The sequence below is a fragment of the Pseudomonas sp. R1-18 genome (genome assembly GCF_051132095.1).
Taxonomy (GTDB): domain Bacteria; phylum Pseudomonadota; class Gammaproteobacteria; order Pseudomonadales; family Pseudomonadaceae; genus Aquipseudomonas.
Window position 1 is genome coordinate 3737636 of record NZ_CP071658.1, and the last position, 25694, is coordinate 3763329.

Annotated in this window: 21 protein-coding genes; 8 read left to right on the forward strand and 13 right to left on the reverse strand. The window is 61.4% G+C overall.

What is annotated here, in order from left to right; genetic code table 11:
- Position 1 precedes the first annotated feature (1 nt).
- Together J3P77_RS17100 and J3P77_RS17105 are read left to right on the forward strand one after the other, a co-directional pair.
- Positions 2-1243, forward strand: a complete 1242-nt coding sequence (locus tag J3P77_RS17100) for a CNNM domain-containing protein (protein ID WP_434677768.1) — start codon at positions 2-4, stop codon at positions 1241-1243.
- A 285-nt stretch (positions 1244-1528) separates the two neighbouring features.
- Complete coding sequence (locus J3P77_RS17105) at positions 1529-2851, forward strand: MFS transporter (protein WP_434677769.1); 1323 nt, start codon at positions 1529-1531, stop codon at positions 2849-2851.
- A 139-nt stretch (positions 2852-2990) separates the two neighbouring features.
- On the opposite strand, the gene purT is transcribed toward J3P77_RS17105, so the two are convergent.
- The 5 genes from purT to J3P77_RS17130 form a co-directional block, all read right to left on the reverse strand.
- On the reverse strand, positions 2991-4172 hold the full coding sequence (purT, locus tag J3P77_RS17110; protein ID WP_434677770.1) for a formate-dependent phosphoribosylglycinamide formyltransferase: 1182 nt from the start codon (positions 4170-4172) through the stop codon (positions 2991-2993).
- A gap of 104 nt (positions 4173-4276) precedes the next feature.
- Positions 4277-4744: a preQ0 transporter gene (locus J3P77_RS17115; protein ID WP_434677771.1), complete on the reverse strand. Its 468-nt coding sequence runs from the start codon at positions 4742-4744 to the stop codon at positions 4277-4279.
- A gap of 478 nt (positions 4745-5222) precedes the next feature.
- On the reverse strand, positions 5223-5426 hold the full coding sequence (locus tag J3P77_RS17120) for a DUF1289 domain-containing protein (RefSeq protein WP_434677772.1): 204 nt from the start codon (positions 5424-5426) through the stop codon (positions 5223-5225).
- The gene (locus J3P77_RS17125) at positions 5423-5947 is read right to left on the reverse strand and encodes a gamma carbonic anhydrase family protein (protein ID WP_434677773.1); all 525 of its coding nucleotides are present in this window, start codon (positions 5945-5947) and stop codon (positions 5423-5425) included. The genes J3P77_RS17120 and J3P77_RS17125 overlap by 4 nt, the downstream gene beginning before the upstream one ends.
- Positions 5948-6004: 57 nt before the next feature.
- A complete protein-coding gene (locus J3P77_RS17130; protein ID WP_434677774.1) occupies positions 6005-6601 on the reverse strand; it encodes a CoA pyrophosphatase in 597 nt (198 codons plus the stop codon).
- A gap of 149 nt (positions 6602-6750) precedes the next feature.
- Between J3P77_RS17130 and J3P77_RS17135 the strand changes: the two genes are divergently transcribed.
- Positions 6751-7302 (forward strand): NUDIX hydrolase, encoded by a 552-nt coding sequence (locus J3P77_RS17135; protein ID WP_434677775.1) that lies wholly within the window; start codon positions 6751-6753, stop codon positions 7300-7302.
- Positions 7303-7355: 53 nt separating this feature from the next.
- A complete protein-coding gene (locus J3P77_RS17140; protein WP_434677776.1) occupies positions 7356-7919 on the forward strand; it encodes a L,D-transpeptidase family protein in 564 nt (187 codons plus the stop codon).
- A gap of 5 nt (positions 7920-7924) precedes the next feature.
- Here J3P77_RS17140 and J3P77_RS17145 read toward each other — a convergent pair whose 3' ends face one another.
- Both J3P77_RS17145 and purL read right to left on the reverse strand, forming a co-directional pair.
- Positions 7925-8236 (reverse strand): NGG1p interacting factor NIF3, encoded by a 312-nt coding sequence (locus tag J3P77_RS17145; protein WP_434677777.1) that lies wholly within the window; start codon positions 8234-8236, stop codon positions 7925-7927.
- 5 nt (positions 8237-8241) lie between these two features.
- A complete protein-coding gene (gene purL, locus J3P77_RS17150) occupies positions 8242-12138 on the reverse strand; it encodes a phosphoribosylformylglycinamidine synthase (protein WP_434677778.1) in 3897 nt (1298 codons plus the stop codon).
- 211 nt (positions 12139-12349) lie between these two features.
- Between purL and mltF the strand changes: the two genes are divergently transcribed.
- The gene (gene mltF / locus J3P77_RS17155) at positions 12350-13828 is read left to right on the forward strand and encodes a membrane-bound lytic murein transglycosylase MltF (protein WP_434682045.1); all 1479 of its coding nucleotides are present in this window, start codon (positions 12350-12352) and stop codon (positions 13826-13828) included.
- Positions 13829-14009: 181 nt separating this feature from the next.
- Here mltF and tadA read toward each other — a convergent pair whose 3' ends face one another.
- The 6 genes from tadA to J3P77_RS17185 all read right to left on the reverse strand — a co-directional run bounded on the left by tadA (position 14010) and on the right by J3P77_RS17185 (position 20828).
- Positions 14010-14498, reverse strand: coding sequence for a tRNA adenosine(34) deaminase TadA (gene tadA / locus J3P77_RS17160; protein ID WP_434677779.1), 489 nt, complete (start codon positions 14496-14498; stop codon positions 14010-14012).
- Positions 14498-15871: a multicopper oxidase family protein gene (locus J3P77_RS17165; protein WP_434677780.1), complete on the reverse strand. Its 1374-nt coding sequence runs from the start codon at positions 15869-15871 to the stop codon at positions 14498-14500. Before J3P77_RS17165 ends, tadA begins: the two co-directional genes overlap by 1 nt.
- A gap of 290 nt (positions 15872-16161) precedes the next feature.
- The gene (gene guaA / locus J3P77_RS17170) at positions 16162-17739 is read right to left on the reverse strand and encodes a glutamine-hydrolyzing GMP synthase (RefSeq protein WP_434677781.1); all 1578 of its coding nucleotides are present in this window, start codon (positions 17737-17739) and stop codon (positions 16162-16164) included.
- Between the two features lie 124 nt (positions 17740-17863).
- Positions 17864-19333, reverse strand: coding sequence for an IMP dehydrogenase (gene guaB / locus J3P77_RS17175; RefSeq protein ID WP_434677782.1), 1470 nt, complete (start codon positions 19331-19333; stop codon positions 17864-17866).
- A gap of 94 nt (positions 19334-19427) precedes the next feature.
- Entirely contained in the window at positions 19428-19976 is a 549-nt protein-coding gene (locus tag J3P77_RS17180; protein ID WP_434677783.1) for a sugar ABC transporter ATPase, read from the reverse strand.
- 72 nt (positions 19977-20048) lie between these two features.
- A complete protein-coding gene (locus tag J3P77_RS17185; RefSeq protein WP_434677784.1) occupies positions 20049-20828 on the reverse strand; it encodes a sulfite exporter TauE/SafE family protein in 780 nt (259 codons plus the stop codon).
- Between the two features lie 238 nt (positions 20829-21066).
- Here J3P77_RS17185 and xseA point away from each other — a divergent pair, with 238 nt between their 5' ends.
- The 3 genes from xseA (at position 21067) to leuA (ending at position 25394) form a co-directional block, all read left to right on the forward strand.
- Positions 21067-22446, forward strand: coding sequence for an exodeoxyribonuclease VII large subunit (gene xseA, locus J3P77_RS17190; protein WP_434677785.1), 1380 nt, complete (start codon positions 21067-21069; stop codon positions 22444-22446).
- 3 nt (positions 22447-22449) lie between these two features.
- Positions 22450-23274, forward strand: a complete 825-nt coding sequence (locus J3P77_RS17195; RefSeq protein ID WP_434677786.1) for a peptidoglycan DD-metalloendopeptidase family protein — start codon at positions 22450-22452, stop codon at positions 23272-23274.
- Positions 23275-23723: 449 nt separating this feature from the next.
- Positions 23724-25394: a 2-isopropylmalate synthase gene (leuA, locus tag J3P77_RS17200; protein WP_434677787.1), complete on the forward strand. Its 1671-nt coding sequence runs from the start codon at positions 23724-23726 to the stop codon at positions 25392-25394.
- Positions 25395-25694 lie beyond the last annotated feature (300 nt).

The window sequence follows — 25694 nt, forward strand, 5'->3', positions numbered from 1 at the left end:
CATGGATAACCTGCCCATCGGGCCGTTGCTCGGTGTACTGGCCCTGCTGATTTTGTGGTCCGCGCTCTTTCGGGCGGTAGAAGCCGCTCACGGCCAGCTCCAGACGCTACGCGCCGGTCGCCGCCCGCACGAAGCAGCGACATACCCCGAGCTGGGTTTCGAGCCTCGCTGCCTGGTGTTTGCCAGCACATTGGTGACCGTGCTGATCACCGTGATCGCTACATTGGTCGCCATCGAGTACTGGCTGTATAACGGCCCGACGCTCGCATGGACAGGCAGCACAGCGTTATTGCTGGTCTTCGTCGAGTACATGCCGCGCCGTCTGGCTACGCGCCATCCAGAAGCGACCCTGATGCTGGGCAACGCGATACTGCGCCTGCCCATGAAGCTGGTGTGGCCGCTGGCCTGGCTGTTCGACTCGATCGCCCAAGGGCTGCTGCGCCCGTTTCAGCCGCGCGCGCCGCATGCACAGGATCACGGCTCGACCGACCACGGCCCGGCGCACGGCGACGGCGTCAACGAATACAACCCCCGCGCCAACGTCCTGTCCGGCATCCATGCGCTGGATAGCATTACCGTCAACGATATTCTGATCCCGCGCAGCGAAGTAGACGGCGTCAATCTGGACGACTCCACCGCGCAGATCATCGAGCGCCTGATCTTGTCACGCCACACACGGCTGCCGGTCTATCACAATGATATCAACCAGGTTCAGGGCATTCTCAATACCCGCGACATCAGTCACCTGCTGCCGCGCGGCGAACTGACCAAGGAACAACTGCTCGCCGTCTGTTACGAACCTTATTTCGTTCCGGAAAGCACGCCGTTGCAGTTGCAACTTCTCAACTTCCACAAACAGCAGCGGCGTCTGGGCGTGGTGGTGGACGAGTATGGCGAAGTGCTGGGCATTGTGACTCTGGAAGACATTCTCGAAGAGATCGTCGGCGAGTTCGAGAGTGAACAGGCGCTGGATAATCCGCACATTACCCGCCGCGAAGACGGCCGCCTGGAAGTCGAGGGCGCTGCCTCCATCCGCGACCTGAACAAGAGTCTGGGCTGGCGTCTGCCGTGTGACGGGCCGAAAACGCTCAACGGTCTGGTGACCGAAGCGCTGGAGACCATCCCACAGGCTCCGGTCTGCTTGAAGATCGGGCCGTACCGTCTGGAGATCCTGGAAACCGAGGACAACCGCGTCAAGCTCGTGTTGATGTGGCAGAACGCCTCCGGTCTGGTATTCAACTGACCGAACGCCACGTTTGCCGGCCTCTTGTCCAGGCGGCCGGCACCTTTCTATAATCCGCAAGCTTATCCAGCCCGGCCCCTGCGCGTGCTACCCGCACCCAGCGCACACGGCCAGTCAGCCTGAACGACCTGCAATCTCCGGCACGCGCTCGCCACCCTTGAACGCCGCCTCCCCTCGCCCTACCGGGCTATCCTGCTCAGTGCTGCAATCCTGATCACAACCACAATAATGACGTCTTGCCGTGGCTCCCAGAGCGACGACGACAGGAAGACAGGGAAAATCCGCATGACCAGCACTTCGACGTTCCGCGATAACGACGACGCTCAGGCGCCGCCCGTCAATTCCGCTACTCGTGTCGCCACCGCCAGCTTCATCGGCACGGCCATCGAGTTCTATGACTTTTACGTTTATGCGACCGCAGCGGCGCTAGTGATCGGCCCGGTATTCTTTCCGCAGACCTCCGGCACCGCACAGATGCTGTCAGCATTTCTGACTTTCGGCATCGCCTTTCTGGCCAGGCCACTGGGTTCGGCATTGTTCGGCCATTTCGGCGACCGGATCGGTCGCAAATCCACGCTGGTCGCGTCGCTGCTGCTGATGGGTGTGTGCACTACGCTGATCGGCGTACTGCCCGGTTACGCCACCATTGGTGCCTGGGCGCCGATCCTGCTGTGCGTGCTGCGTTTCGGTCAAGGCCTGGGGCTGGGCGGTGAATGGGGCGGCGCGGCTTTGCTTGCCACCGAGAACGCGCCCAAGGGCAAGCGCGCCTGGTTCGGCATGTTCCCGCAACTCGGCCCGTCAATCGGGTTTCTGGCGGCAAACGGTCTGTTTCTGACCCTTGCCATGACGCTCGACGACGAGCAGTTCCGTTCATGGGGCTGGCGGATTCCGTTCCTGCTCAGCGCGGCGCTGGTAATGGTCGGGCTGTATGTGCGCCTGAAACTGGAAGAAACGCCGGTATTCGCCAAGGCCATTGCTCGTCATGAACGGGTCAAAATGCCGATCGTCGAGACCTTCAGCCAGCACTGGCGGCCGATGCTGCTTGGCGCGGCTTCAATGGTGGTGTGCTACGCGCTGTTCTACATCTCGACCGTGTTTTCACTCAGCTACGGTGTTTCCACGCTGGGCTACAGCCGCGAGACCTTCCTCGGGCTGTTGTGCTTTGCCGTGCTGTTCATGGCGGCCGCTACGCCTCTGGCAGCCTTGGCCAGCGACCGCTTCGGGCGCAAGCCGGTGCTGGTGGCCGGTGGCGTACTGGCGATTCTGTCGGGTTTTCTGATGGAACCGCTGCTGACCCACGGGACTACTTGGGGCGTGGCGCTGTTCCTGTGCATCGAGCTGTTCCTGATGGGCGTCACGTTCGCGCCGATGGGCGCATTGCTGCCAGAACTGTTTCCTACGCACGTACGCTATACCGGCGCGTCCGCCGCCTACAACCTGGGCGGAATCGTCGGTGCATCGGTTGCGCCATTCTTCGCGCAGAAGCTGGTGGCAATAGGGGGTTTGAGCTGGGTCGGGGGATATGTTTCGGCAGCGGCACTGCTCAGCGTGCTGGCAGTGCTGTGCCTGAAGGAAACGCGGGATCAGGATTTGAGCCAGGTGAGTTAAGCCGTTCACTCAGTACCTGTGGGGGGAGCTTGCTCGCGAGGATGGCTTTGGGCGACACATGTATTGTGTCGGTACTGCCCTCTTCGCCAGCAAGCTGGCCCTCACATGGTTTGCAGCTGCGTTAAGCTCCGGCAACTCCTTAGAGCGTTACCTTCACCGCCTGCGATGCGCGGGTGGCTTTGGCGCGGGCGGCTTCGATGGACTCGTCGCGCGCCAGGGCTACGCCCATGCGGCGCTGGCCATTGACTTCGGGTTTGCCGAACAAGCGCAGGGCAGTATCGGGCTCGGCCAGCGCCGCGCCCAGGTTGCCGAACGCGGTCTGCGTGGACTGGCCTTCGACCAGAATCACCGCCGAGGCCGAAGGGCCGAACTGGCGGATCAAGGGAACCGGCAAACCGAGGATTGCGCGAGCGTGCAGCGCAAACTGCGACAGGTCCTGGGAAATCAGGGTTACCAGACCGGTGTCATGCGGGCGCGGCGACACTTCGCTGAACCACACCTGGTCGCCCTTGATGAACAGCTCGACGCCAAACATGCCGCGCCCGCCAAGGGCCTCGGTCACCGCCTTGGCGACGCGCTCGGATTCGGCCAGTGCGGCCGGGCTCATGGCTTGCGGCTGCCAGGACTCCTGATAATCGCCTTTCTCCTGACGATGACCCACCGGCGCGCAGAACGTAGTGCCGCCCACATGGCGCACAGTCAGCAGCGTGATTTCGTAATCGAAATCAATGAACCCTTCGATGATGACCCGACCTTTACCGGCGCGGCCGCCTTCCTGCGCATAATCCCAGGCTTTCTGGACGTCGTCGGCGCTCTTTAGCAGGCTCTGGCCTTTGCCGGAGGAACTCATCACCGGCTTGACCACGCACGGGAAGCCCAGCTCTTCGACGGCCTTGCTGTAGGCCTCGAACGTGTCGGCGAAGAAGTACGGCGACGTCGGCAGCTTCAGCTCTTCGGCCGCCAGACGGCGGATACCTTCACGGTTCATGGTCAGCTGCGCCGCGCGAGCGGTCGGGATCACGGTGAAGCCTTCGGCTTCCAGCTCGACCAGCGTCGTGGTGGCGATGGCTTCGATTTCCGGAACGATGTAGTCCGGCTTCTCGGCTTCGATCACCGCACGCAGCGCGGCGCCATCGAGCATATTGATGACATGGCTGCGGTGCGCGACCTGCATTGCCGGCGCATCGGCGTAACGGTCAACAGCGATCACTTCGACGCCCAGGCGTTGCAGCTCGATCACGACTTCCTTGCCCAGCTCGCCGCTGCCGCAGAACAGTACGCGAGTCGCGGTGGGCGACAGTGGAGTTCCGATTTGAGTCATCTCAGGTCCTCGTGGAGCAGATATCGAGGGCAACTCGCCGTATGCGAGCGACCGCTGTGGAGAAAGGCGCGCAATTTACCACGAAGCCCCGGCCAGCGGGGGCCTCAGCCGGCAAACGCGCGCTTGCGTTCACGCCAGGTCATGATCAGCCAGACCGCAGTGACCCCGGCGAACTTGGAGCCCAGTGCGGTCAGCAGTACCGGCGCCGTCAGGGCGTCGATCATGCCGAAGAAAATGAAGGTATCGAGCGGGATACTCAGCGCCGAGCTGATCCACAACCGGTCACGCAGCGGACGCCGGGTAATGCTGAACACCAGCCAGTCGATGCACTCCGACACGGCGAAGGCCGTGGCGCTGGCGAGGGCAATGGTCGGATCGCTGGTGATATACGAAAGCACCAGCGCCACCAGCATGGCGAGGATGGCTCCGTGGCCAAAGCGGGTCTGCACCATGTCGCGCAACACAAATACCAGCCCGCCCCAGGCCGACCAGATGATGTCCAGATGCGGAGCCGCGGAAAAGGCGAAGTTGATCAATACAACGCTGCTGATATATGCGATCAGGAAAAGCATGGGCAACAGAGCCTGGAAAAATTGGGCGCCAATGGTAGCAGTAGAGGGATTGATTGTGGGGCGGCTGTCTGCGGTGATCCTCAATCCGCCTCGCCAGCAAGCTGTTTCCCACACAAATCGCGGCGCACCACAAACTGTGTAAAGAAACGTGCTTGCAACGACGGCGTTTATGGATGTCCAAACCTCATCGCCAGCAAGCTGGCTCCTACAATTTTGTGGCGCACTGCGGGACCCTGTGGGAGCAGAGGGCTTGATTGTGGGGCGGCTGTCTGCGGCAATCCTCAATCCGCCTCGCCAGCAAGCTGTCTCCCACACAAATCGCGGCGCACCACAAACTGTGGAAAGAAACGTGCTTGCGACGACGGCGTTTATGGATGTCCAAACCTCATCGCCAGCAAGCTGGCTCCTACAATTTTGTGGCGCACTGCGGGACCCTGTGGGAGCCAGCTCGCTGGCGAAGGCGACCCGTCAGGCGTCGCTACAGGATCATCCCGCTTGTTGTCGCGCGTTCATGGCACCGGATCAGCACTGCACGGCGTTCGTCGTTGCTCATGCGGCCCCACTGGGTGATTTCGGTTGCGCTGCGCTGGCAGCCGGTGCAGATGTCATCATCATCCAGTGCGCAGATGCTGACGCACGGAGAGCGGACCGGCTTTTCGCTGATCGGGCCTGCATTCTTCATTCTTCCTGCTCCATCAGGTCGCGAGCGTAACGTTGCGCGTTGTGGACGTAATGAGCAGCGCTGGCTTCCAGCATCTTCTTCTGGATCTCGGTCAGTTCGCGCACCACCTTGCCCGGCGAGCCCATGACCAGTGAGCCGTCAGGAATGACCTTGCCTTCGCCGATCAGCGAATTCGCACCAATGATGCAGTACTTGCCGATACGCGCGCCGTTGAGGATCACGGCATTGATCCCGATCAGGCTGTAATCGCCGACCGTGCAGCCATGCAACATCGCGTTATGGCCGATGGTCACGCCTTTGCCCACTTCCAGCGGCGAACCCATGTCGGTGTGAATGACGGTCCCGTCCTGCACGTTGCTGTTTTCGCCGATGTGGATCAGTTCGTTGTCGCCTCGCAAAACAGCGTTGAACCAGACACTCGCTCCCGCCTCCAGCCTGACCTTGCCGATCAGGACCGCGTTGGGTGCGACCCAGCTCGCGGGGTCGGTCTCGACGCGGGAATCGCCCAGGCGATATTTCATGCTGCTTCCTCAGACTGTCGGCCGGGCTGATGCGCGCGGCTCGTTATGGATGACACTTCAGGTAGTGGAGCGCTCGGGAGGGTGATGCAGGCTGATCTTGCTGTCGTACAGCACGTTGATCAACTCGACGATCATCATCGCCGTCAGCCCCCAGATCTTGTATTCGCCATAACGATAGCTGGGAACGTACCAACTGCGACCGGCGTAATCGATGCGATGAGTGTGTTCACGGGTGTCCTGGCGGAAGAACTCCAGCGGCACGCTGAACACTGCCGCAATCTCGCCATCGTTTGGCCGGTACTCGACGAAATCGGGAATCACGCCTACATACGGTGTGACCTTGATGCCGTGCTTGGAGATCAGCGGGCTCAGCGGGCCGATGACTTCCACCAGGCCGGGCGGCAGGCCGATTTCCTCCTCGGCTTCACGCAAGGCGGTAAAGATCAGATCGGGATCGTCCGGGTCGCGCCGCCCGCCAGGGAACGCCACTTCGCCGCCATGGGTGGAAAGCCCGCTGGCGCGCAGGGTCAGGATCAGTTCGGGTTCGTCACTACGAGTGATCGGCACCAGTACGGCGGCCTCGGAAAACTGCCGATCCGTTTCGAGGGTGTCTGGCGTGTGACTGCCTACACGGCGAAGTAGCTCATCCAGCATGGTAAATCTCGATATGTTGCCTGTCTGGCATCATGCACCAAAGCAGCGAAGTGCCCAACCCCTTGTAGGACAGTCAAACCAGAGAGATGCTTGCCGATCCGCCGCATGGCAGGCCAAGATAGCGCCTGCCTTCACTATCGAACGACGCCATGAAATTCTGCAGCCAGTGCGGCAACCCCGTTATCCAGCGCATTCCAGACGGCGACAGTCGTCCGCGCTATGTGTGCGAGCATTGCCACACCATCCATTACCAGAACCCCAATATTGTCGCGGGCTGCCTGGTCACGGCGGGCGACAAGGTCCTGCTGTGCCGGCGCGCTATCGAACCACGCCTGGGATACTGGACACTGCCGGCCGGTTTCATGGAAAACGGCGAGACCGTCGAGCAGGCGGCGCGCCGGGAGACGGTCGAGGAAGCCTGCGCCGCGCTGGGAGAACTGGAACTCTACACGCTGATCGATGTGCCGCACATCAATCAGGTCCAAGTGTTTTACCGTGGCGAGCTGGACGGTTCACACTTCGGCGCCGGAATCGAAAGCCTGGAAGTGCAGTTGTTCGACGAAGCCGACATTCCCTGGTCCGAGCTGGCTTTCATGACGGTCAGGCGTACCTTAGAATGCTTCTTCGCGGATCGGCGACGGCAGGTTTACCCGGTTCATACCAGCGCCCTGCCCCCGTCTCGCCCCATACTCGATACTTAACTACCTAAACAGAAGATCGGCTCGTCCATCACGGGCCATCAGGGATACCGCAAATGCGCTGGTTGTTGGCTTTTCTTTGCATGACGTTCGTACCGCTGTCGCAGGCCGCATTCACCCAGACCATCGTGCCCAAGGGTAGCGAGCAGAAGATCATCAACAACAAGGTCATCAACACCGAGCGCCTGGCGGATCGCAAGATCGACAAAGTGCTGGTGCTCAAGGCCGCGCGTCAGCTGCAGCTGATCAGCGGCGGCGAAGCGCTCAAGACCTATCGCATTTCTCTGGGCAGGAACCCGGTCGGTACCAAACTGCAGGAAGGTGACCAGCGTACTCCGGAGGGTTTCTACTGGCTGGACTGGCGCAAGCCGAGCAGCAACTACAACCTCTCGCTGCACATTTCCTATCCGAATATCTCGGACGCGGCCCGTGCTCGTCGGGAAGGCGTAAAACCGGGCAGCATGATCATGATCCACGGCACGCCAGTGGATGAGGAATACCCGGAATGGTATTTCCATACCCTGGACTGGACCAACGGCTGCATCGCGCTGAAGAACAACGACATGCGCGAGGTCTGGGATCTGGTGAAAGACGGAACGATGATCGAGATCAGGCCGTAAAAGGCCTAGAAATCTTCCAACCGCCACACTTCATAGGCAGGCGTTTCGTACGGGTGGCTTTGCTTGAGGGCAGCGACGACCTGACGAATCAGCTCGTCGGCCACCACCAGCTCCACCTTCCACTCTTGCACATACTTGACCTGACCGCTCTGCCCGATGAATGGCTGGCTGCCATCCAGCGGGCGGAACTGGCCCTGGCCGAGCACTTGCCACGCGCAGTGGTCGTAAGCGCCGATTCGCCCTGCACCAGCAGCGAATACGGCGCTCTTGACCTCATCCACGTGGCTCGCCGGCACGAAGAAGGCGAGCTTGTACATGGTGCTTAGTTCACCCAGACGCGAGCGTTCCGGAACATGCGCATCCACGCGCCGTCCTCGTTCCACTCTTCAGGACGCCACGAGTTCTGCACCGCGCGGAACACACGCTCAGGGTGCGGCATCATGATGGTGACGCGGCCGTCCAGCGTGGTCATGCCGCCAATACCGCGCGGCGAGCCGTTCGGGTTGGCCGGGTAGGTTTCGGTAACCTTCCCGTGGTTGTCCACGAAACGCAGCGCCACGGTACCCGAGACATCGGCTTCAAGCAGTGCATCGCTGTGCTTGAACTCGGCATGACCTTCGCCGTGGGCGATGGCGATCGGCATGCGCGAACCGGCCATGCCCTGCAGGAAGATCGACGGCGACTCCTGAATCTGCACCATCGCAACGCGCGCTTCGAACTGCTCCGAACGGTTACGTACGAAGTGCGGCCAGAACTCGCTGCCCGGGATCAGCTCATGCAGGTTGGAGAGCATCTGGCAACCGTTGCACACGCCCAGCGTGAAGCTGTCGGTACGCTCGAAGAAGCCCTGGAACGCGTCGCGAGCACGGCTGTTGAACAGCGCGGACTTGGCCCAGCCTTCACCGGCACCCAGCACGTCACCGTACGAGAAGCCGCCGCAGGCAACCATGCCCTTGAAGTCATTCAGGTCGACACGACCGGCCAGGATATCGCTCATGTGCACGTCGATGGCGTTGAAGCCGGCGCGGTCGAAGGCTGCCGCCATTTCCACCTGACCGTTCACGCCCTGCTCGCGCAGGACTGCCACCTGAGGTCGGACGCCCTTCTTGATGTAAGGCGCGGCGATGTCGTCATTGACGTCAAAGCCCAGCTTCACGCTCAAGCCCGGATTGTCTTCTTCCAGCAGGGCATCGAATTCCTGATCCGCACATTCCACGTTGTCGCGCAGACGCTGGATCTGGTAGCTGGTTTCCGCCCACTGGCGATGCAACAGACGACGCTTGCCGCTGAAGACCGGCTCACCGTGGAAACTGATGGACACGTCGTCGTTGTTGACCGGCTGACCGATGACCGCGACGCAGTCTTCCAGACCGGCCGCGCTGAACTGCGCCAGCACCAGCGGCGTGGCGTCCTGGCGAACCTGAATCACCGCGCCCAGCTCTTCGTTGAACAGGATCGCGCTCAGTTCGGCGGCGTTTTCAGCCAGACCGTCGAGGTGCAGGTTCAGACCGCAATGGCCGGCGAATGCCATTTCCAGCGCGCTGACCAGCAGACCGCCGTCGGAACGGTCGTGGTAGGCCAGGATGTGGCCGTCGGCGTTGAGGCCCTGGATCACGGCGAAGAACGCCTTGAGGTCCTCGGCGTCATCGACGTCCGGCGCGGTGCGCCCAAGCTGGCCGTGAACCTGCGCCAGAATGGAAGCACCCATGCGGTTCTGGCCACGGCCCAGGTCGATCAGGATCAGGTCGGTGATGCCTTTGTCCATGCGCAATTCAGGCGTCAGGGTCTTGCGAATGTCGGCCACCGGTGCAAAGCCGGTCACGATCAGCGACAGCGGCGAGGTAACGCTCTTCTCGGCGCCCTCATCGTTCCAGCGGGTTTTCATGGACATCGAGTCCTTGCCCACCGGAATGGTCAGGCCCAGTTCAGGGCACAGTTCCATGCCAACCGCTTTCACGGTGTCGTACAGACGCGCGTCTTCGCCAGGGTGGCCGGCCGCGGACATCCAGTTGGCCGACAGCTTGATGTCGGACAGCTTCTCGATGCGCGAGGCGGCGATGTTGGTCAGCGTTTCGCCGATTGCCATGCGCCCGGACGCCGGAGCGTCCAGCAGTGCCACCGGCGTGCGCTCGCCCATGGCCATGGCCTCACCGGTGTAGACGTCGAAGCTGGTGGCGGTCACGGCGCAATCGGCCACCGGTACCTGCCACGGGCCGACCATCTGGTCGCGAGCGACGAGGCCGGTGATGCTGCGGTCGCCGATGGTGATCAGGAAGCTCTTGCTCGCCACAGCCGGATGACGCAGTACTCGTTGCACGCTTTCTTCGATATCCAGCGTGCTCGGGTCGAAATCGTCGCCCAGTTCAGCTTCGCGCTCCACCGAACGGTGCATGCGCGGCGCCTTGCCCAACAACACTTCCAGCGGCATGTCCACAGGGCTGTTGCCGAAATGGCTGTCGGTGACGGTCAGTTGCGGCTCGGCAGTGGCTTCGCCGACCACGGCATGCGGGCAACGCTCGCGCTCGCAGATCGCCTTGAAGCGCTCGTAGTCCTCGACGCCGACCGCCAGCACGTAACGTTCCTGGGATTCGTTGCTCCAGATTTCCAGCGGGGCCATGCCCGGCTCGTCGTTGGGCACGTTACGCAGCTCGAAACGACCGCCACGACCGCCATCGTTCACCAGTTCGGGGAACGCGTTGGACAGACCGCCGGCACCCACGTCGTGGATGAAGCTGATCGGGTTCTTGTCGCCCAGCTGCCAGCAACGGTCGATGACTTCCTGGCAACGGCGCTCCATTTCAGGGTTTTCACGCTGAACGGAAGCGAAATCCAGATCCGCCGAGCTGGTGCCGGTGGCCATGGAGGAAGCGGCGCCGCCACCCAGGCCGATCAACATCGCCGGGCCGCCGAGCACGATCAGCTTGGAGCCGACGGTGATTTCGCCTTTCTGGACGTGTTCTTCACGGATGTTGCCCATGCCGCCGGCGAGCATGATCGGCTTGTGGTAGCCGCGCACTTCGTCGCCATGGGGCGTGGTGATCGATTGTTCGAAGGTGCGGAAGTAGCCGGTCAATGCCGGACGACCGAACTCGTTGTTGAACGCTGCACCGCCCAGCGGGCCTTCGATCATGATGTCCAGCGGGGTCACGATGCGGTCGGGTTTGCCGTATGGCTTCTCCCACGGCTGCACGAAACCTGGGATCTGCAGGTTGGACACGGTGAAACCGGTCAGGCCGGCTTTTGGCTTGGCGCCGCGACCGGTTGCACCTTCATCGCGAATCTCGCCGCCGGAACCGGTGGACGCGCCGGGGAATGGCGCGATGGCGGTCGGGTGGTTATGCGTCTCGACCTTCATCAGGATGTGTACCGGCTCCTGCACCGCGCCGTACTGACGGGTTTCCGGGTCCGGGAAGAAACGGCCGGCGACGTTGCCGACGATCACCGAAGCGTTGTCCTTGTAAGCCGACAGAACACCTTCGCTGTGCATCACGTAGGTGTTCTTGATCATGCCGAACAGGCTCTTGTCCTGACTCTCGCCGTCGATATCCCAACTGGCGTTGAAGATCTTGTGACGGCAATGTTCGGAGTTGGCCTGGGCAAACATCATCAGTTCGATGTCGTGGGGGTTGCGCCCCAGACCGTTGAAGCTGGTCACCAGATAGTCGATCTCGTCCTCGGCAAGCGCCAGGCCCAGTTCGATGTTGGCCTTCTCCAGCGCGGCACGACCGCCACCCAGAATGTCCACCGCGGTCAGCGGCTTGGGCTGGGCGTGGCTGAAAAGACCGGCTGCCTGAGCGTGATCGTCCAGCACCAGCTGGGTCATGCGGTCATGCAGGCTGTCCGCTACGGCCTGAGCTTCAGCCTCGCTGAACTGGCCTTCCACATAGAAGGCAATCCCGCGCTCGATGCGCTGGATCTTCGTCAGACCGCAGTTACGGGCGATATCGCTGGCCTTGCTCGACCAGGGCGAAATCGTGCCGAATCGTGGAACGACCAGGAACAGACGGCCGCCTGGCTCTTGAACCGGCACGCTCGGGCCGTACTTCAGGAGACGGTCGAGAACCTGCTGTTCTTCGCTGGACAACGCATCAGTGACGTCAGCGAAGTGGGCGAATTCAGCGTACAGGCCACTGACAGCTGAAACCTTTTGTTTCAGTTGTTCAAGTAATTTGCTGTGGCGGAAGGCAGAAAGAGCAGGAGCACCGCGCAGGATCAACATCTTCGGGACAGCCTCGGAAGGGGGTGTGCTTTGAGGCCACGCATTCTAGCCTAAAGCGTGCCTTAGAGCACTCATAACGGCTGCAATGAACAGGGCCGAATGTCGCGTCGCGCCGAAACCGTGACATCGGCTTCAAAAAGCCGCTCGCCTATCAGACGCAAGCGTAACTGTCGAGATATGGCGGTTGATGCGCTTTGCGTATACTGCACCGATGTTCTCCCGACCAGATTTCCGCCCTCGTTGCGCCAGATGGCTCATCGCAACCGGACTCTTCCTGATGCTCGGCGCCTGTGTGGATAAACCCAACACACTGGAGCGAGTCAAGGAGGACGGCGTGCTGCGCGTGGTCACTCGCAACAGCCCGGCGACCTACTTTCAGGATCGCAGCGGCGAAACCGGCTTCGAGTACGAGCTGGTCAAGCGTTTCGCCGAAGACATGGGCGTGGAACTGAAGATCGAGACCGCTGACAACCTTGACGACCTGTTCGGTGAAATCGGCAAGCCAGGCGGCCCGGTGCTCGGCGCTGCTGGCCTGATCGACACGGCCAGGCGCAAACAGCAGGCGCGCTTCTCCCACCCTTATCTGGACGTCACTCCGCAAGTGGTCTATCGCAACGGTCAGAGCCGGCCCACCGATCCGGGCGATCTGGTGGGCAAGCGCATTGTCGTGCTCAAGGGCAGCAGCCACGCCGAGCAGCTGGCTGAGCTGAAGGCGAAGAATCCTGGCGTGGAATACGAAGAATCCGACGCCGTTGAAGTGGTCGACTTGCTGCGCATGGTCGATGAAGGCCAGATTGACCTGACGCTGGTCGACTCCAACGAACTGGCCATGAATCAGGTGTATTTCCCCAATGTCCGCGTCGCCTTCGACCTGGGCGAAACGCGCAAGCAGCGCTGGGCCGTGGCTGCCGGCGAAGACAACAGCCTGCTCAACGAGATCAACGCCTACCTCGACAAGGTCGAAAAGAACGGCACCCTGCAACGCCTGAAGGACCGCTACTACGGGCACGTCGACGTGCTGGGTTACGTCGGCGCTTATACCTTCGCCCAACACTTGCAGGAGCGCCTGCCCAAGTACGAGAAGCACTTTCAGGTTTCCGCCAAAAAAGAACAGGTCGACTGGAGGCTCCTGGCGGCCATCGGCTATCAGGAATCGATGTGGCAGCCGGCGGTGACGTCCAAGACCGGGGTTCGTGGCCTGATGATGCTGACTCAGAACACTGCGCAAGCCATGGGCGTCACCAACCGGCTGGACGCGCGACAAAGTATTCAGGGCGGTGCCAAGTATTTTGCCTACGTTAAAGATCAGCTCGATCCGAAGATAGAAGAGCCGGATCGTACATGGCTGGCGCTTGCGTCCTACAACGTAGGCGGTGGCCATCTGGAAGACGCGCGCAAACTCGCGGAAAACGAGGGGCTTAACCCGAACAAATGGCTGGATGTGAAAAAGATGCTGCCCCGCCTTTCCCAGAAGAAGTGGTACAGCAAGACCCGTTACGGTTACGCCCGTGGCGGCGAGCCGGTGCACTTCGTGGCCAACATCCGCCGTTACTACGACATTCTGACCTGGGTGACACAGCCGCAACTGGAAGGTGACCAGGTCGCCGACGGCAATCTGCACGTCCCCGGCGTGGACAAGACCAAGCCGGCACAGGCGCCACAGTCCAGCCAGCCGCAACCTGCCCCCTGATTCTTGCCGCGGAACAATAGACTGTGTTCCAACGCTAATGCGCGCCGGCCGCTTCGCCAGCAAGCTGGCTCCCACAGGTGCCACTGCCCACGTTACGGTTCTTGTGGGAGCGAGCTTGCTCGCGAAGCGGCCGGTACATACTCAACAGATACACCGGCTGGAAAGATCCCTTCCCGGACTCCTACGGTTTGAGTGCAGCTCTTCTCTGCCGAAAAAACTCGCTGAGCATCGTGCCGCACTCCTCGCCCAATACTCCGCCTTCATACAACACTCGGTGGTTGAGAAAACCCTGGGTGAAGAACTGGCCCTGACTCTGAACAATGCCGGCCTTGGGCTCAAGCGCGCCGTAAACCACCCGGGCGACACGCGAATGCACAATCAGCCCCGCGCACATGCTGCACGGCTCAAGGGTCACGTACAGCGTGCTGCCGGGCAGTCGGTAATTGTCGAGCGCCTTTGCGGCATCGCGGATGGCGACCATTTCCGCGTGGGCGCTGGGATCGCTGGCACTGATCGGGCAGTTGAATCCTCGACCGATGATTTCGCCGCCTTGTACCAGCACTGCGCCCACTGGCACTTCGCCCAGCAGCGCGCCTTGACGCGCCAGCTCCAGCGCCTCGCGCATGAAGTCCTGATCGCGGCTGCGATCGATAATCTGTGGCTGCCTCATCACGAAACCTCGATGGCGGCCATGAGGCCGGTTTCCATGTGGTCGATCACATGGCAGTGAAACATCCACACACCGGGGTTATCAGCGACCAGAGCGATCCGCGCCCGCTCGTTTCTGCCCAGCAGAAAGGTGTCAGTAAAGTAAGGAATGATCTTGCGCCGATTAGACGCAATCACCTTGAAGCTCAAGCCGTGCAGATGGATCGGATGTTGATACTGGGTCATGTTGCGCAGTTCGAAGACATAACTCTTGCCTAGCGCCAGCCTGGCAATCGGCCGGTCAGCACATGTCTTGTCGGTGATATCCCAGGCCTGACCATTGATCTGCCACAGGCTCGGGGGCTTGCCATTGTCGGTATTGACCGACATCGAGCCGGCCCATTCGAAGTTGAAGTTGATCTTTTCGGCAGCCTCAAGATCCGGCTCGGCCACCGGATTGGCTGGCAGCTCCGGCGGCCATTGCGCGGATGCGCTTTCGCTGGAGACCGATCGAAACGTCCCAAGACGCACCGGGCCGTTGCGCAAGGCGATTTCTTCGCCCGCAGCCGGCGCCTTGATGGCCAGACAAATGCGCATCCCCGGCCCGAGCCAGTACTCTTCGCCAAAAGGCCTCGGGGCTACCGGATTGCCATCCAGCGCATAGATACGCGCTTCGGCGTCGGGCAGGTTGAGCCGGTAGGTCACCGTATTGTCCAGATTGAGCAAGCGCACCCGCGTGATCTGTCCGGCGGGCAACTCGATGACGGCCTGAGGGATTCCATTCAGCGTCGACAGGCGCCCCGCCGTTCCTTCGCGCGCAGCCTCTCGCAGCACGCTGAACTCGGTGAACGCACCTTGCTGGTCGACGTGCCAGCTTTTCAGGTTGACGGTGCGTTCATGCAGAAAGCCGGTCGGCTCGCGCTCTTCCACGATCAATGGGCCCACCAGTCCACGACCCAGCTCTTCGCTGCTGCTCACGTGCGGGTGATACCAGTAGCTACCTGCGTCCGGGACCCGGAACTTGTAGTCGAAGTACTCGCCCGGCTTGACCGGCAACTGCGACACATAAGGCACGCCGTCCATCTCCAGCGGCAAGCGGATGCCGTGCCAATGGATCGTGGTTTCGACCGGCAGCTGATTGATGAAGCGCAACCGCAGCCACTCCCCCTGGCGCACACGCAACTCAGTGCCTGGCGCAGAACCACCAAATGCCCAGGCAGGCGTTTTATGGCCAGCGACCAGTTCGACATCAAGCGGTGCCGCAATCAACACGAAGTCGTGCCCTTCTCCCGGCCCGCTGCGGCCCAGCCAATAACGCGACGCAGCGCCTGCGCCCAGACCCACTACGGCAAGACCGGCCAGACCTCCGATAAATTGTCGACGTGTAAAGGACATGAACGCTTGAACCTCAAAAACTACCGGAGCACCTGAGAGCAGATGCGAGGGGCGAATACGATACACCTGCATCTGCAGAATGATAAGGGCGCGGCTGTCGCACACCCTGATGAACCTGCTGGCGCACGGCCTTTAGACAAGCCGGGGCAATTGGCCGATGCGCTTGGATTGATGGACATGAAGGATGTGACGGCAACCGACGAAGTGTTGCAAAAAGGCCGGAGATAACCCTGGGGTTTTCTCCGGCCTTTTGGTTGCTACGGATTAATCAGCTAATCCGGGCGCGTGGATCACTCCCACTCAATCGTCGCCGGCGGCTTGCTCGACACGTCGTAGGTCACGCGAGAGATGCCTTCGATTTCGTTGATGATGCGGCCGCTGACGGTTTCCAGCAGTTCGTACGGCAGGTGTGCCCAGCGGGCAGTCATGAAGTCGATGGTTTCCACCGCGCGCAGGGCGACGACCCAGGCGTAACGACGGCCATCGCCGACCACGCCGACCGACTTGACCGGCTGGAATACCACGAAGGCCTGGCTGACCTTGTGGTACCAGTCGGCCTTGCGCAGTTCTTCGATGAAGATGTGGTCCGCGCGACGCAGCAGGTCGGCGTATTCCTTTTTCACTTCACCGAGGATGCGCACGCCCAGGCCCGGGCCCGGGAATGGGTGGCGGTAGACCATGTCGTATGGCAGGCCCAGTTCCAGGCCCAGACGGCGGACTTCGTCCTTGAACAGCTCACGCAGCGGCTCGACCAGCTTGAGGTTCATTTCCTCCGGCAGGCCGCCCACGTTGTGGTGCGACTTGATGACGTGGGCCTTGCCGCTCTTCGCGCCAGCCGACTCGATCACGTCCGGATAGATAGTGCCCTGGGCCAGGTACTTGATGTTGTCCAGCTTGCAGGATTCGGCATCGAACACGTCGATGAAGGTGCGGCCGATGATCTTGCGCTTCTTCTCCGGATCGCTTTCGCCAGCCAGGTTGCTCAGGAACTGCTCTTCGGCGTTGGCGCGGATCACCTTGACGCCCATGTTCTCGGCGAACATGGCCATCACTTGCTCGCCTTCGTGCAGACGCAGCAAACCATTGTCGACGAAGACGCAGGTCAGCTGATCGCCGATGGCCTTGTGCAACAGCGCGGCGACCACGGAGGAGTCGACGCCGCCGGACAGGCCGAGCAGCACGTTGTCGGTACCAACCTGGGCGCGGATGTTGGCGATGGCGTCTTCAGCGATGTGCGACGGTGTCCACAGCGCTTCGCAACCGCAGATGTCGAGGATGAAGCGCGACAGGATACGGCCGCCTTGCTTGGTGTGGGTCACTTCCGGGTGGAACTGCACGCCGTAGTACGCACGTGTGTCGTCAGCCATGCCGGCGATCGGGCAGCTCGGGGTGCTGGCCAGAACGTGGAAGCCTTCCGGGATCTCGGTGACCTTGTCGCCATGGCTCATCCAGACATCGAGACCGAACACGCCGTCGGCGTCGATATGGTCTTCGATACCGTCGAGGATGCGGCTCTTGCCGACCACGTCGACGCGGGCATAACCGAACTCGCGCAGGTCGGAACCGGCAACGCGGCCGCCCAGCTGTTCAGCCATGGTCTGCATGCCGTAGCAGATACCGAAAACTGGCACGCCCAGGTCGAACACGGCCTGCGGCGCACGCGGGCTGTCGGCTTCGTGGACGGATTCGGGGCCGCCGGCCAGGATGATCCCGCGTGGCGCGAATTCGCGAATCGCTTCGTCATCCATGTCGAACGGGTGCAGTTCGCAATACACGCCGATCTCACGCACGCGGCGGGCGATCAGCTGGGTGTACTGGGAACCGAAGTCGAGGATCAGAATACGGTGGGCGTGAATGTCGAGGGACATGGGCGGGGCTCTAAAGAGCAGCTGCAAGCTTGAAGCTGCAAGCTGCAAGTTGTCGAAATCGCGACGGTTGCGTCACCGCAACCGTCGCTTGTAGCTCAAGGATTGTCGCTTGGGGCAGGAAGCTTCAGCCGACTCTGTAGTTCGGCGCTTCCTTGGTGATCTGCACGTCATGGACGTGGGACTCAGCCATGCCGGCGCCAGTGATGCGTACGAACTCGGGTTTGGTGCGCATTTCTTCGATATCGGCGCTACCGGTGTAACCCATCGAAGAACGCAGGCCACCCATCAGCTGATGGACGATCGCTGCCAGCGGGCCTTTGTAGGCGACGCGGCCTTCGATACCTTCCGGCACCAGCTTCTCGGCACCGGCGGACGAGTCCTGGAAGTAACGGTCCGAGGAACCTTGGGACTGAGACATTGCGCCCAGCGAGCCCATGCCGCGGTAAGCCTTGTAGGAACGGCCCTGGAACAGTTCGATTTCGCCCGGAGCCTCTTCGGTACCGGCGAACATCGAACCCATCATGACGCAGGATGCACCGGCCACTATGGCCTTGGACAGGTCGCCGGAGAAGCGGATGCCGCCGTCGGCGATCAGCGGAACGCCGGTACCTTCAAGCGCGGCCGCGACGTTGGCGATGGCGCTGATTTGCGGAACGCCGACGCCGGCAACGATACGGGTGGTGCAGATCGAGCCGGGGCCGATACCGACCTTGACTGCATCGGCGCCAGCGGCGGCCAGTGCCTTGGCAGCCTCGCCGGTAGCGATGTTGCCGCCGATGACCTGCACTTCCGGGAAGTTTTCCTTGACCCAGCGAACGCGGTCGATCACGCCTTTGGAGTGACCGTGAGCGGTGTCGACCACGACCACGTCAACGCCGGCAGCAACCAGCGCGGTGACGCGGTCGCCGGTGTCCTTGCCGGTGCCGACAGCAGCGCCGACACGCAGACGACCCTGGTCGTCCTTGCTCGCCAGCGGATAAGCCTTGGCTTTTTCGATGTCCTTGACGGTCATCATGCCCTTGAGGGCGAACTTGCCATCGACGATCAGAACCTTTTCCAGACGGTGCTTGTGCAGCAGCTCGCGGACTTCGTTCTTGTCGGCGCCTTCGCGCACGGTGACCAGACGCTCTTTGGGCGTCATCACTTCGCGGACAGGAACGTCCAGACGGTTTTCGAAACGCACGTCGCGCGAGGTCACGATGCCGACCAGGTCGCCATCATGCAGTACGGGTACGCCGGAAATATTGTGCAGGCGGGTGAGTTCGAACAGGTCACGAACCGTGGCGTCAGCCTCGATGGTGATCGGGTCCTTGACGACACCGGCTTCGAACTTCTTGACCTTGCGGACTTCGGCAGCTTGCTGCTCGATGGTCATGTTCTTGTGGATGATACCGATACCGCCTTCCTGAGCCATGGCGATGGCCAGACGGGCTTCAGTGACGGTGTCCATCGCAGCGGAGACCAAAGGAATATTCAGTTCGATGCCACGGGTCAAACGGGTTTTCAGACTGACTTCGTTGGGCAGCACCTCGGAATAACCAGGCACTAGGAGAATGTCGTCGAACGTTAGGGCTTCTTGACTGATACGCAGCATCGCGGGGGCTCCCGAGCGGGAAAATTGGAAGCGCGCCATTATACTCATACACCCCCGCCTGCTCAATGCAAACCTGAGGCCATTATCAAGCCGTTTACAACCGCACCTTGACGAAGGACACCGGACGGTCCAGGCGTTCGGCGAAATCGGCCAGAAACGTCGGGGTGAACGACGCATCGAGCCAGTTGTTGAAGATGAAGCCCAGATTGGAGAACCCGCAAGGATCCAGAAACAGGAAGCCGTTGATATCGTCTTCGTGACGGCATTCCGGACAGGTGAAGTTATCGGTGTGACCGGGCATCCAGTCTTCGAGGCTGTCGAACAGCGCTTCGCCTACTTCACGCCGGCATTCGGGACAGCCGGCTTCCTCTGCGAAATCGTTGAGCGGTGTATAGATGCAGCGTTTGGTGACGATCTCCAGACCGTTGATGGCCTGCCCGAACGGCAGTGCATCGGGGTTTTCCACTACCCTTCTGGCGCCGGGCGCCACGGCATAGGCCATCTTGCTTCCCGTTCGCCCGCAGGTGGTCAGTTCCGGCTCGACGACGTTGAGCTTGACCAGCCAGCGCAGGATCAGGCGCGCCCGGGCTTCATGTCCGGGAAAGGTGGAGATTTGCGGGACGATGATGCTCTGGGTGTTCATGGCGGCGTGTCGCTGACGGCTGATCGAGTACGGCAGCTTAATCAGCCACCCGGTCAGGTCAAGCCCATTCGATCAGCCGGTCAGGTAACGCATGATCAAGGCCATGCCGCTGACCAGCACCAGCCAGGTCACCAGCCTGACGAAGGCTTCACGGGACATTCGCATGGTCAGGTGCCTGCCGACCCATGACCCCGCCAACATGGCCGGTAACAGGCAAGCGGCCAGAAGCAGCAACGGCATGTCGGCGTAGACACCGGCGATCAGAAACAGGCTCAAACGCACTACGGTGCTGCAGCTGATCAGTGCGCTTTGCGTGGCGCGCGCCTGCTCTTTCGAAGTCAGGCGGCTGTTGAGGTAAATCGCGTAGAGAAATCCGCCGCTACCGAACAGTGCACCGAACAGGCCACCCACCGTCCCCATCGGGATCGCCCACCCAGCGGCCAGTTGCGTTGGCCGAACTTTGACCGCAAGGCTGTACAAGGCGTACGCGGTGATAAACAGCCCCATCAACAGCAGCAGAACGTCTGATTTCAGGTTCAGCAGAAACGCCACGCCCAGCGAGCAGCCGACCGCCATGCAGGGCAGCAGACGCAGCAGTTCGGCACGCACGACCGATTGACGCGATGGCAGCAGGTTGCCGAATGCGGCCAGAAAATCCAGCACTACTAATAAAGGAATGATCCGCGACAGCGGCATGAAGTGGATCAGGATGGGACCGGCCACCAGTGCCGTGCCGAATCCCGCGATGCCGAACACTACATAGGCTGCGACCACGCTCAGTTCGATCACCAGCCAGTCCAGCGGCGTGAAGCCCAATTGGCTGATGGCCGCGACGACATCGATGCTTCCCAATCTTTTCCTCCTTGAAAGGGTTGTGGGATGGGGCCGGCGCAGAACACGCTTTTGTGGGAGCGACCTTGGTCGCGAGGACGTCGGCAAGCTGGCCCACCGATCGTAGGAGCGCGCTTGCCCGCGACCGCGATCCGTCAATCACAGATGCATGTGCAGACACTACTCGGTCGCGGGCAAGCGCGCGCCTGGAGTTCATGATCTCGTGCGCCGAGCGGGCATTGCCATTATGATGCCCGACATGATTAAAGACCCCTTTGCAAGACTCGGCCTCGACCGGGAAGTCCTGACTGTCACTCAGCTTAACGGGCGGGCCCGGGTGTTGCTGGAAGATGTGTTCAGCGGCATCTGGGTGGAAGGCGAGATTTCCAATCTCTCGCGGCCGGCGTCCGGCCATGTGTACTTCACCCTCAAGGACTCCGGCGCACAGGTTCGCTGCGCGCTGTTTCGCCAGAGCGCGGCGCGGGTTCGGCAGGCATTGCGTGATGGCTTGCAGGTCAAGGTACGCGGCAAGGTCTCCCTGTTCGAAGGACGCGGCGATTATCAATTGATCCTCGACACCGTGGAGCCGGCAGGCGACGGCGCGCTGCGCCTGGCGTTCGATGCGCTCAAGGCCAAGCTCAGCGACGAAGGCCTGTTCAGCACCGAGCGCAAAGTACCGCTGCCACTGCATCCGCAACGCATCGGCATCATCAGCTCGCCGACCGGCGCAGTGATCCGCGACATTATCAGCGTGTTCCGCCGTCGGGCACCGCGGGTGCAACTGACGCTGATTCCGACCGCGGTCCAGGGCCGCGAAGCGATCAACCAGATCGTCCGGGCCCTGAAGCTTGCTGACTCGCGCGGTTTCGATGCACTGATCCTGGCGCGTGGTGGCGGTTCGCTGGAAGACTTGTGGTGCTTCAACGAAGAGGCCGTAGCGCGCGCCATCGATGCCTGCGTCACGCCGATCGTCAGCGCCGTCGGGCATGAAACCGACGTGTCCATCAGCGATTTCGTGGCAGACGTGCGAGCGCCGACGCCGTCTGCCGCGGCCGAACTGCTGGCACCGGATTCCAGCGATCTGCATCGCCGCGTCGATAACCTGCATCGCCGGCTGGTCAGTCGCATGCAGGATCGGCTGATGCGCGAGCGGCTGCGCCTGGAAGGCCTGTCGCGACGCTTGCGCCATCCCGGCGAACGCCTGCGCCAGCAGGCGCAACGGCTCGACGATCTGGACATGCGCATGCGCCGCGCCTTCGAGCAAAGCATGCACAAACGCCAGGTACGCCTGGCGCATATGGAAAGCCGCCTTGCCGCGCAACATCCGGGCCGCACCTTGAATTTCCTGCGCCAGCGCCTGGATGTTCTGGCCGAGCGCTTGCCCCGCGCGATGCGCGACGGGTTGAAGACACGCCAGCTGAAACTGCAAAGCCAGGTTCAGACTCTCCATGTGGTCAGCCCGCTCGCCACGCTGGGTCGCGGCTACAGCATCCTGCTCGACGAGCGCGGCCACGCGATTCGCGCGGCGTCGCAAACCCGAACCGGCCAGCGTCTTACCGCCAGGCTTGGCGAAGGCGAACTGCAAGTGCGCGTCGAGGACAATCACCTGACGCCCGTTACCCTCTCTCTTCTGGATTGATCGATGCTGCGTCTGACCGCCCTGTTCTTCACCCTCCTTCTGTGCCTGCCGGCGCAGGCCGACAGTTTCATCACCCGCGCCTTGAACAAGCCTGTGCCCGGCGGCGTAGCGGTCATCGACCTGGGCACCGGAGCTCAAGCACCGAAAGCCACCTATCAGGGCAAGCCGGTGATGGTGGTGAAGGAGCAGGGCACGCGCTGGCTGGCCATCGTCGGCATACCGCTGAGCGTTAAACCGGGTACTGAGCAGTTGGCGACCAATGGCAAAAACGTCAGCTTTACTGTCGGCAGCAAAAAGTATCCGGAACAGCGGATCACGCTGAAGAACAAGCGCCAGGTCAACCCCAACCCCGATGACGTCAAGCGCATCGAAGGCGAACTGGCCGAGCAGATCCGCGCCTACCGCAGTTTCAGCGCGGGAACGCCGAGCAACCTGATTCTGGACAAACCGGTCAACGGGCCGCTCTCCAGCAAGTTCGGCGTGCGCCGCTTCTTCAACGGTGAAGAGCGCAACCCGCATGCCGGGCTGGATTTCGCGGTGCCGGCGGGCACGCCGATCAAGTCACCGGCTGCGGGCAAGGTGATTCTGATCGGCAACTACTTCTTCAACGGCAACACAGTGTTCGTTGACCACGGTCAGGGCTTCATCAGCATGTTCTGCCATATGTCGAAGATCGATGTGAAGACTGGCGACAACGTGCCGCGCGGTGGCGTGGTCGGCAAAGTCGGCTCCACCGGCCGTGCGACCGGACCGCACATGCACTGGAACGTCAGCCTGAATGATGCGCGGGTTGATCCGGCGATCTTTATCGGGGCATTCCAGCCGTAGCGGTATCCCGCGATTCCGGTGGGAGGGAGCTTGCTCGCGACAGCGGTTTGCAGCCGTTGCATCGTTGTGGCGGTAATGGTTTGTCGCGAGCAAGCTCCCTCCCACGGGCCGCGCGAGCAGTCGCGACGCCAGGGCCTGCATTGCGCGTCGAAATACAGGCGAACAATAAAACCGCAATTTTTAAAGGAAATACGCCAGAAAAATCCCCTGAATACCCATTAAGGAAAATTTATCCCAATTTTTCTCAAGTGCTTGCCAACCCTCCAGCCAGTGGTTACGGTTGGCCTCATGAACACGTCCCCTACCCTCCTCATCCTTTTGCGCCAGCATCGGTGCCTCAGCCTGGTCAGCGCACGACTGCCGGGCTAGATTGCGGTGCCTCGACCCTGCGTTGCGCTTCAACGGTTGGCCGCCTCTTTTCGGCCCATTCAGTACAAAGGACTACCCCGATGACCATGCTCAAAGATCCCTCGAAGAAGTACCGTGCCTTTCCGACCATCGACCTGCCTGATCGCACCTGGCCTTCCAAGGCCATTACCGCGACGCCGATCTGGTGCAGCTCGGACCTGCGCGACGGCAACCAATCGCTGATCGAGCCTATGGATGCGGTCAAGAAACTGCGTTTCTGGAAGACGCTGGTGAAAGTTGGCGTGAAGGAAATCGAAGCCTCGTTCCCGGCTGCGTCCCAGACTGACTTCGATTTCGTACGCACCCTGATTGAAGGCGGCCACATTCCGGACGACACCACCATCCAGGTGTTGACCCAGGCACGCGAAGACCTGATTGCCCGCACGTTCGAATCGCTGCGCGGCGCTAAGAAAGCCATCGTTCACCTGTACAACGCCACCAGCCCGTCCTTCCGCCGTATCGTCTTCAACCAGGACAAGGCCGGGGTGAAGGAAATCGCCGTTAACGCCGCCAAGCTGTTCGTCAAATACGCCGCCCAGCAGCCAGAGACGCAGTGGACGTTTGAATATTCGCCCGAGACCTTCAGCGCCACCGAACTGGAGTTCGCCAAGGAAGTCTGCGACGCGGTCATCGAAGTCTGGAACCCGACGCCTGGCAACAAGGTGATTCTCAACCTGCCGGCCACTGTGGAAGTCGCCACGCCGAACGTGTACGCCGATCAGATCGAATGGTTCGGCCGTAACATCACCCGTCGCGACAGCGTGATTATCAGCCTGCACACCCACAACGACCGTGGCACCGGTGTCGCAGCGACCGAGCTGGGCCTGATGGCAGGCGCGGATCGCGTCGAAGGTTGCCTGTTCGGCAACGGCGAGCGAACTGGCAACGTCGATCTGGTGACCGTCGCGCTCAACCTCTACACCCAGGGCATTGATCCGGAGCTGGATTTTTCCGACATTGATGGCGTACGCAAGATCGTCGAAGAGTGCAACCAGATCCCGGTTCACCCTCGCCACCCGTACGTGGGCGATCTGGTTCACACCGCGTTTTCCGGTTCACACCAGGACGCCATCCGCAAAGGCTTCGCTCAGCAGAAAGAAGACACGCTGTGGGAAGTCCCGTACCTGCCGATTGACCCGGCTGATATCGGTCGCAGCTACGAAGCGGTCATTCGCGTCAACAGCCAGTCAGGAAAGGGCGGCATCACCTACCTGCTGGAACAGGAATACGGTATCTCGCTGCCGCGCCGCATGCAGATCGAGTTCAGCCAGGTGGTTCAGGGTGAAACCGACCGGCTTGGGCTGGAAATGACCGCCGAGCAGATTCATTCGCTGCTGCGCCGCGAGTATCTGCAGGCCAATACGCCGTATGCGCTGATCAGCCACAGGCTGCAGGAAGAAAACGGCAACAGTGCGGTCGACGCGGAAGTACATGTCGACGGGGAAACCCAGCACTGGCGTGGCAAGGGCAAGGGTGCGCTGGAGGCACTGGTGGCCGGCCTGCCCGTTTCGGTGGAGATCATGGACTACAACGAACACGCCATTGGTGCGGGTACGACTGCCAAGGCCGCTGCTTACATCGAGCTGCGCGTCAACGGCGAGCGTGCGGTTCACGGCGTGGGCATCGATGAAAACATCACCACCGCCAGCTTCCGCGCCCTGTTCAGCGCGCTGAACCGCTCGCTGAGCCAGGCGCCCGCCAAGGCTGCGTGAGATCAACCATGAAGGTCGGCGAGCGCCCGCTCGCCGGTCTTCGTGCCGCACGGCAGACCATGCCCCCGGCGCGTTTCCCTCCTTGCAGCGCCTTTCACTATCCGCATAACCCTGCCCACTATCGGCATAATCTTTTGATTTATGCTGTGGTAGCATGCTGCCTTTATTTTGATCAGTTTTTTTTTCGACGGCCTTTTTTTGCTGTCGAGGCCTCATCGAACGCGTCTTTCAGCTGCACCCTTTCGCCAATGACCACGACGACTACTGCATTGATATCCGGACGAAAAGAATGCGCGGGCC

Bases quoted from the DNA above. Each gene is read 5' to 3' on its own strand.
- purL (WP_434677778.1), bottom strand. From the start codon at position 12,138: ATGTTGATCCTGCGCGGTGCTCCTGCTCTTTCTGCCTTCCGCCACAGC.
- guaB (WP_434677782.1), bottom strand. From the start codon at position 19,333: ATGCTGCGTATCAGTCAAGAAGCCCTAACGTTCGACGACATTCTCCTA.
- J3P77_RS17125 (WP_434677773.1), bottom strand. From the start codon at position 5,947: ATGAAATATCGCCTGGGCGATTCCCGCGTCGAGACCGACCCCGCGAGC.
- J3P77_RS17140 (WP_434677776.1), top strand. From the start codon at position 7,356: ATGCGCTGGTTGTTGGCTTTTCTTTGCATGACGTTCGTACCGCTGTCG.
- J3P77_RS17120 (WP_434677772.1), bottom strand. From the start codon at position 5,426: ATGAAGAATGCAGGCCCGATCAGCGAAAAGCCGGTCCGCTCTCCGTGC.
- guaA (WP_434677781.1), bottom strand. From the start codon at position 17,739: ATGTCCCTCGACATTCACGCCCACCGTATTCTGATCCTCGACTTCGGT.
- J3P77_RS17115 (WP_434677771.1), bottom strand. From the start codon at position 4,744: ATGCTTTTCCTGATCGCATATATCAGCAGCGTTGTATTGATCAACTTC.
- J3P77_RS17100 (WP_434677768.1), top strand. From the start codon at position 2: ATGGATAACCTGCCCATCGGGCCGTTGCTCGGTGTACTGGCCCTGCTG.
- J3P77_RS17105 (WP_434677769.1), top strand. From the start codon at position 1,529: ATGACCAGCACTTCGACGTTCCGCGATAACGACGACGCTCAGGCGCCG.
- purT (WP_434677770.1), bottom strand. From the start codon at position 4,172: ATGACTCAAATCGGAACTCCACTGTCGCCCACCGCGACTCGCGTACTG.
- leuA (WP_434677787.1), top strand. From the start codon at position 23,724: ATGACCATGCTCAAAGATCCCTCGAAGAAGTACCGTGCCTTTCCGACC.
- J3P77_RS17130 (WP_434677774.1), bottom strand. From the start codon at position 6,601: ATGCTGGATGAGCTACTTCGCCGTGTAGGCAGTCACACGCCAGACACC.
- mltF (WP_434682045.1), top strand. From the start codon at position 12,350: ATGTTCTCCCGACCAGATTTCCGCCCTCGTTGCGCCAGATGGCTCATC.
- J3P77_RS17165 (WP_434677780.1), bottom strand. From the start codon at position 15,871: ATGTCCTTTACACGTCGACAATTTATCGGAGGTCTGGCCGGTCTTGCC.
- tadA (WP_434677779.1), bottom strand. From the start codon at position 14,498: ATGAGGCAGCCACAGATTATCGATCGCAGCCGCGATCAGGACTTCATG.
- J3P77_RS17195 (WP_434677786.1), top strand. From the start codon at position 22,450: ATGCTGCGTCTGACCGCCCTGTTCTTCACCCTCCTTCTGTGCCTGCCG.
- xseA (WP_434677785.1), top strand. From the start codon at position 21,067: ATGATTAAAGACCCCTTTGCAAGACTCGGCCTCGACCGGGAAGTCCTG.
- J3P77_RS17145 (WP_434677777.1), bottom strand. From the start codon at position 8,236: ATGTACAAGCTCGCCTTCTTCGTGCCGGCGAGCCACGTGGATGAGGTC.
- J3P77_RS17135 (WP_434677775.1), top strand. From the start codon at position 6,751: ATGAAATTCTGCAGCCAGTGCGGCAACCCCGTTATCCAGCGCATTCCA.
- J3P77_RS17180 (WP_434677783.1), bottom strand. From the start codon at position 19,976: ATGAACACCCAGAGCATCATCGTCCCGCAAATCTCCACCTTTCCCGGA.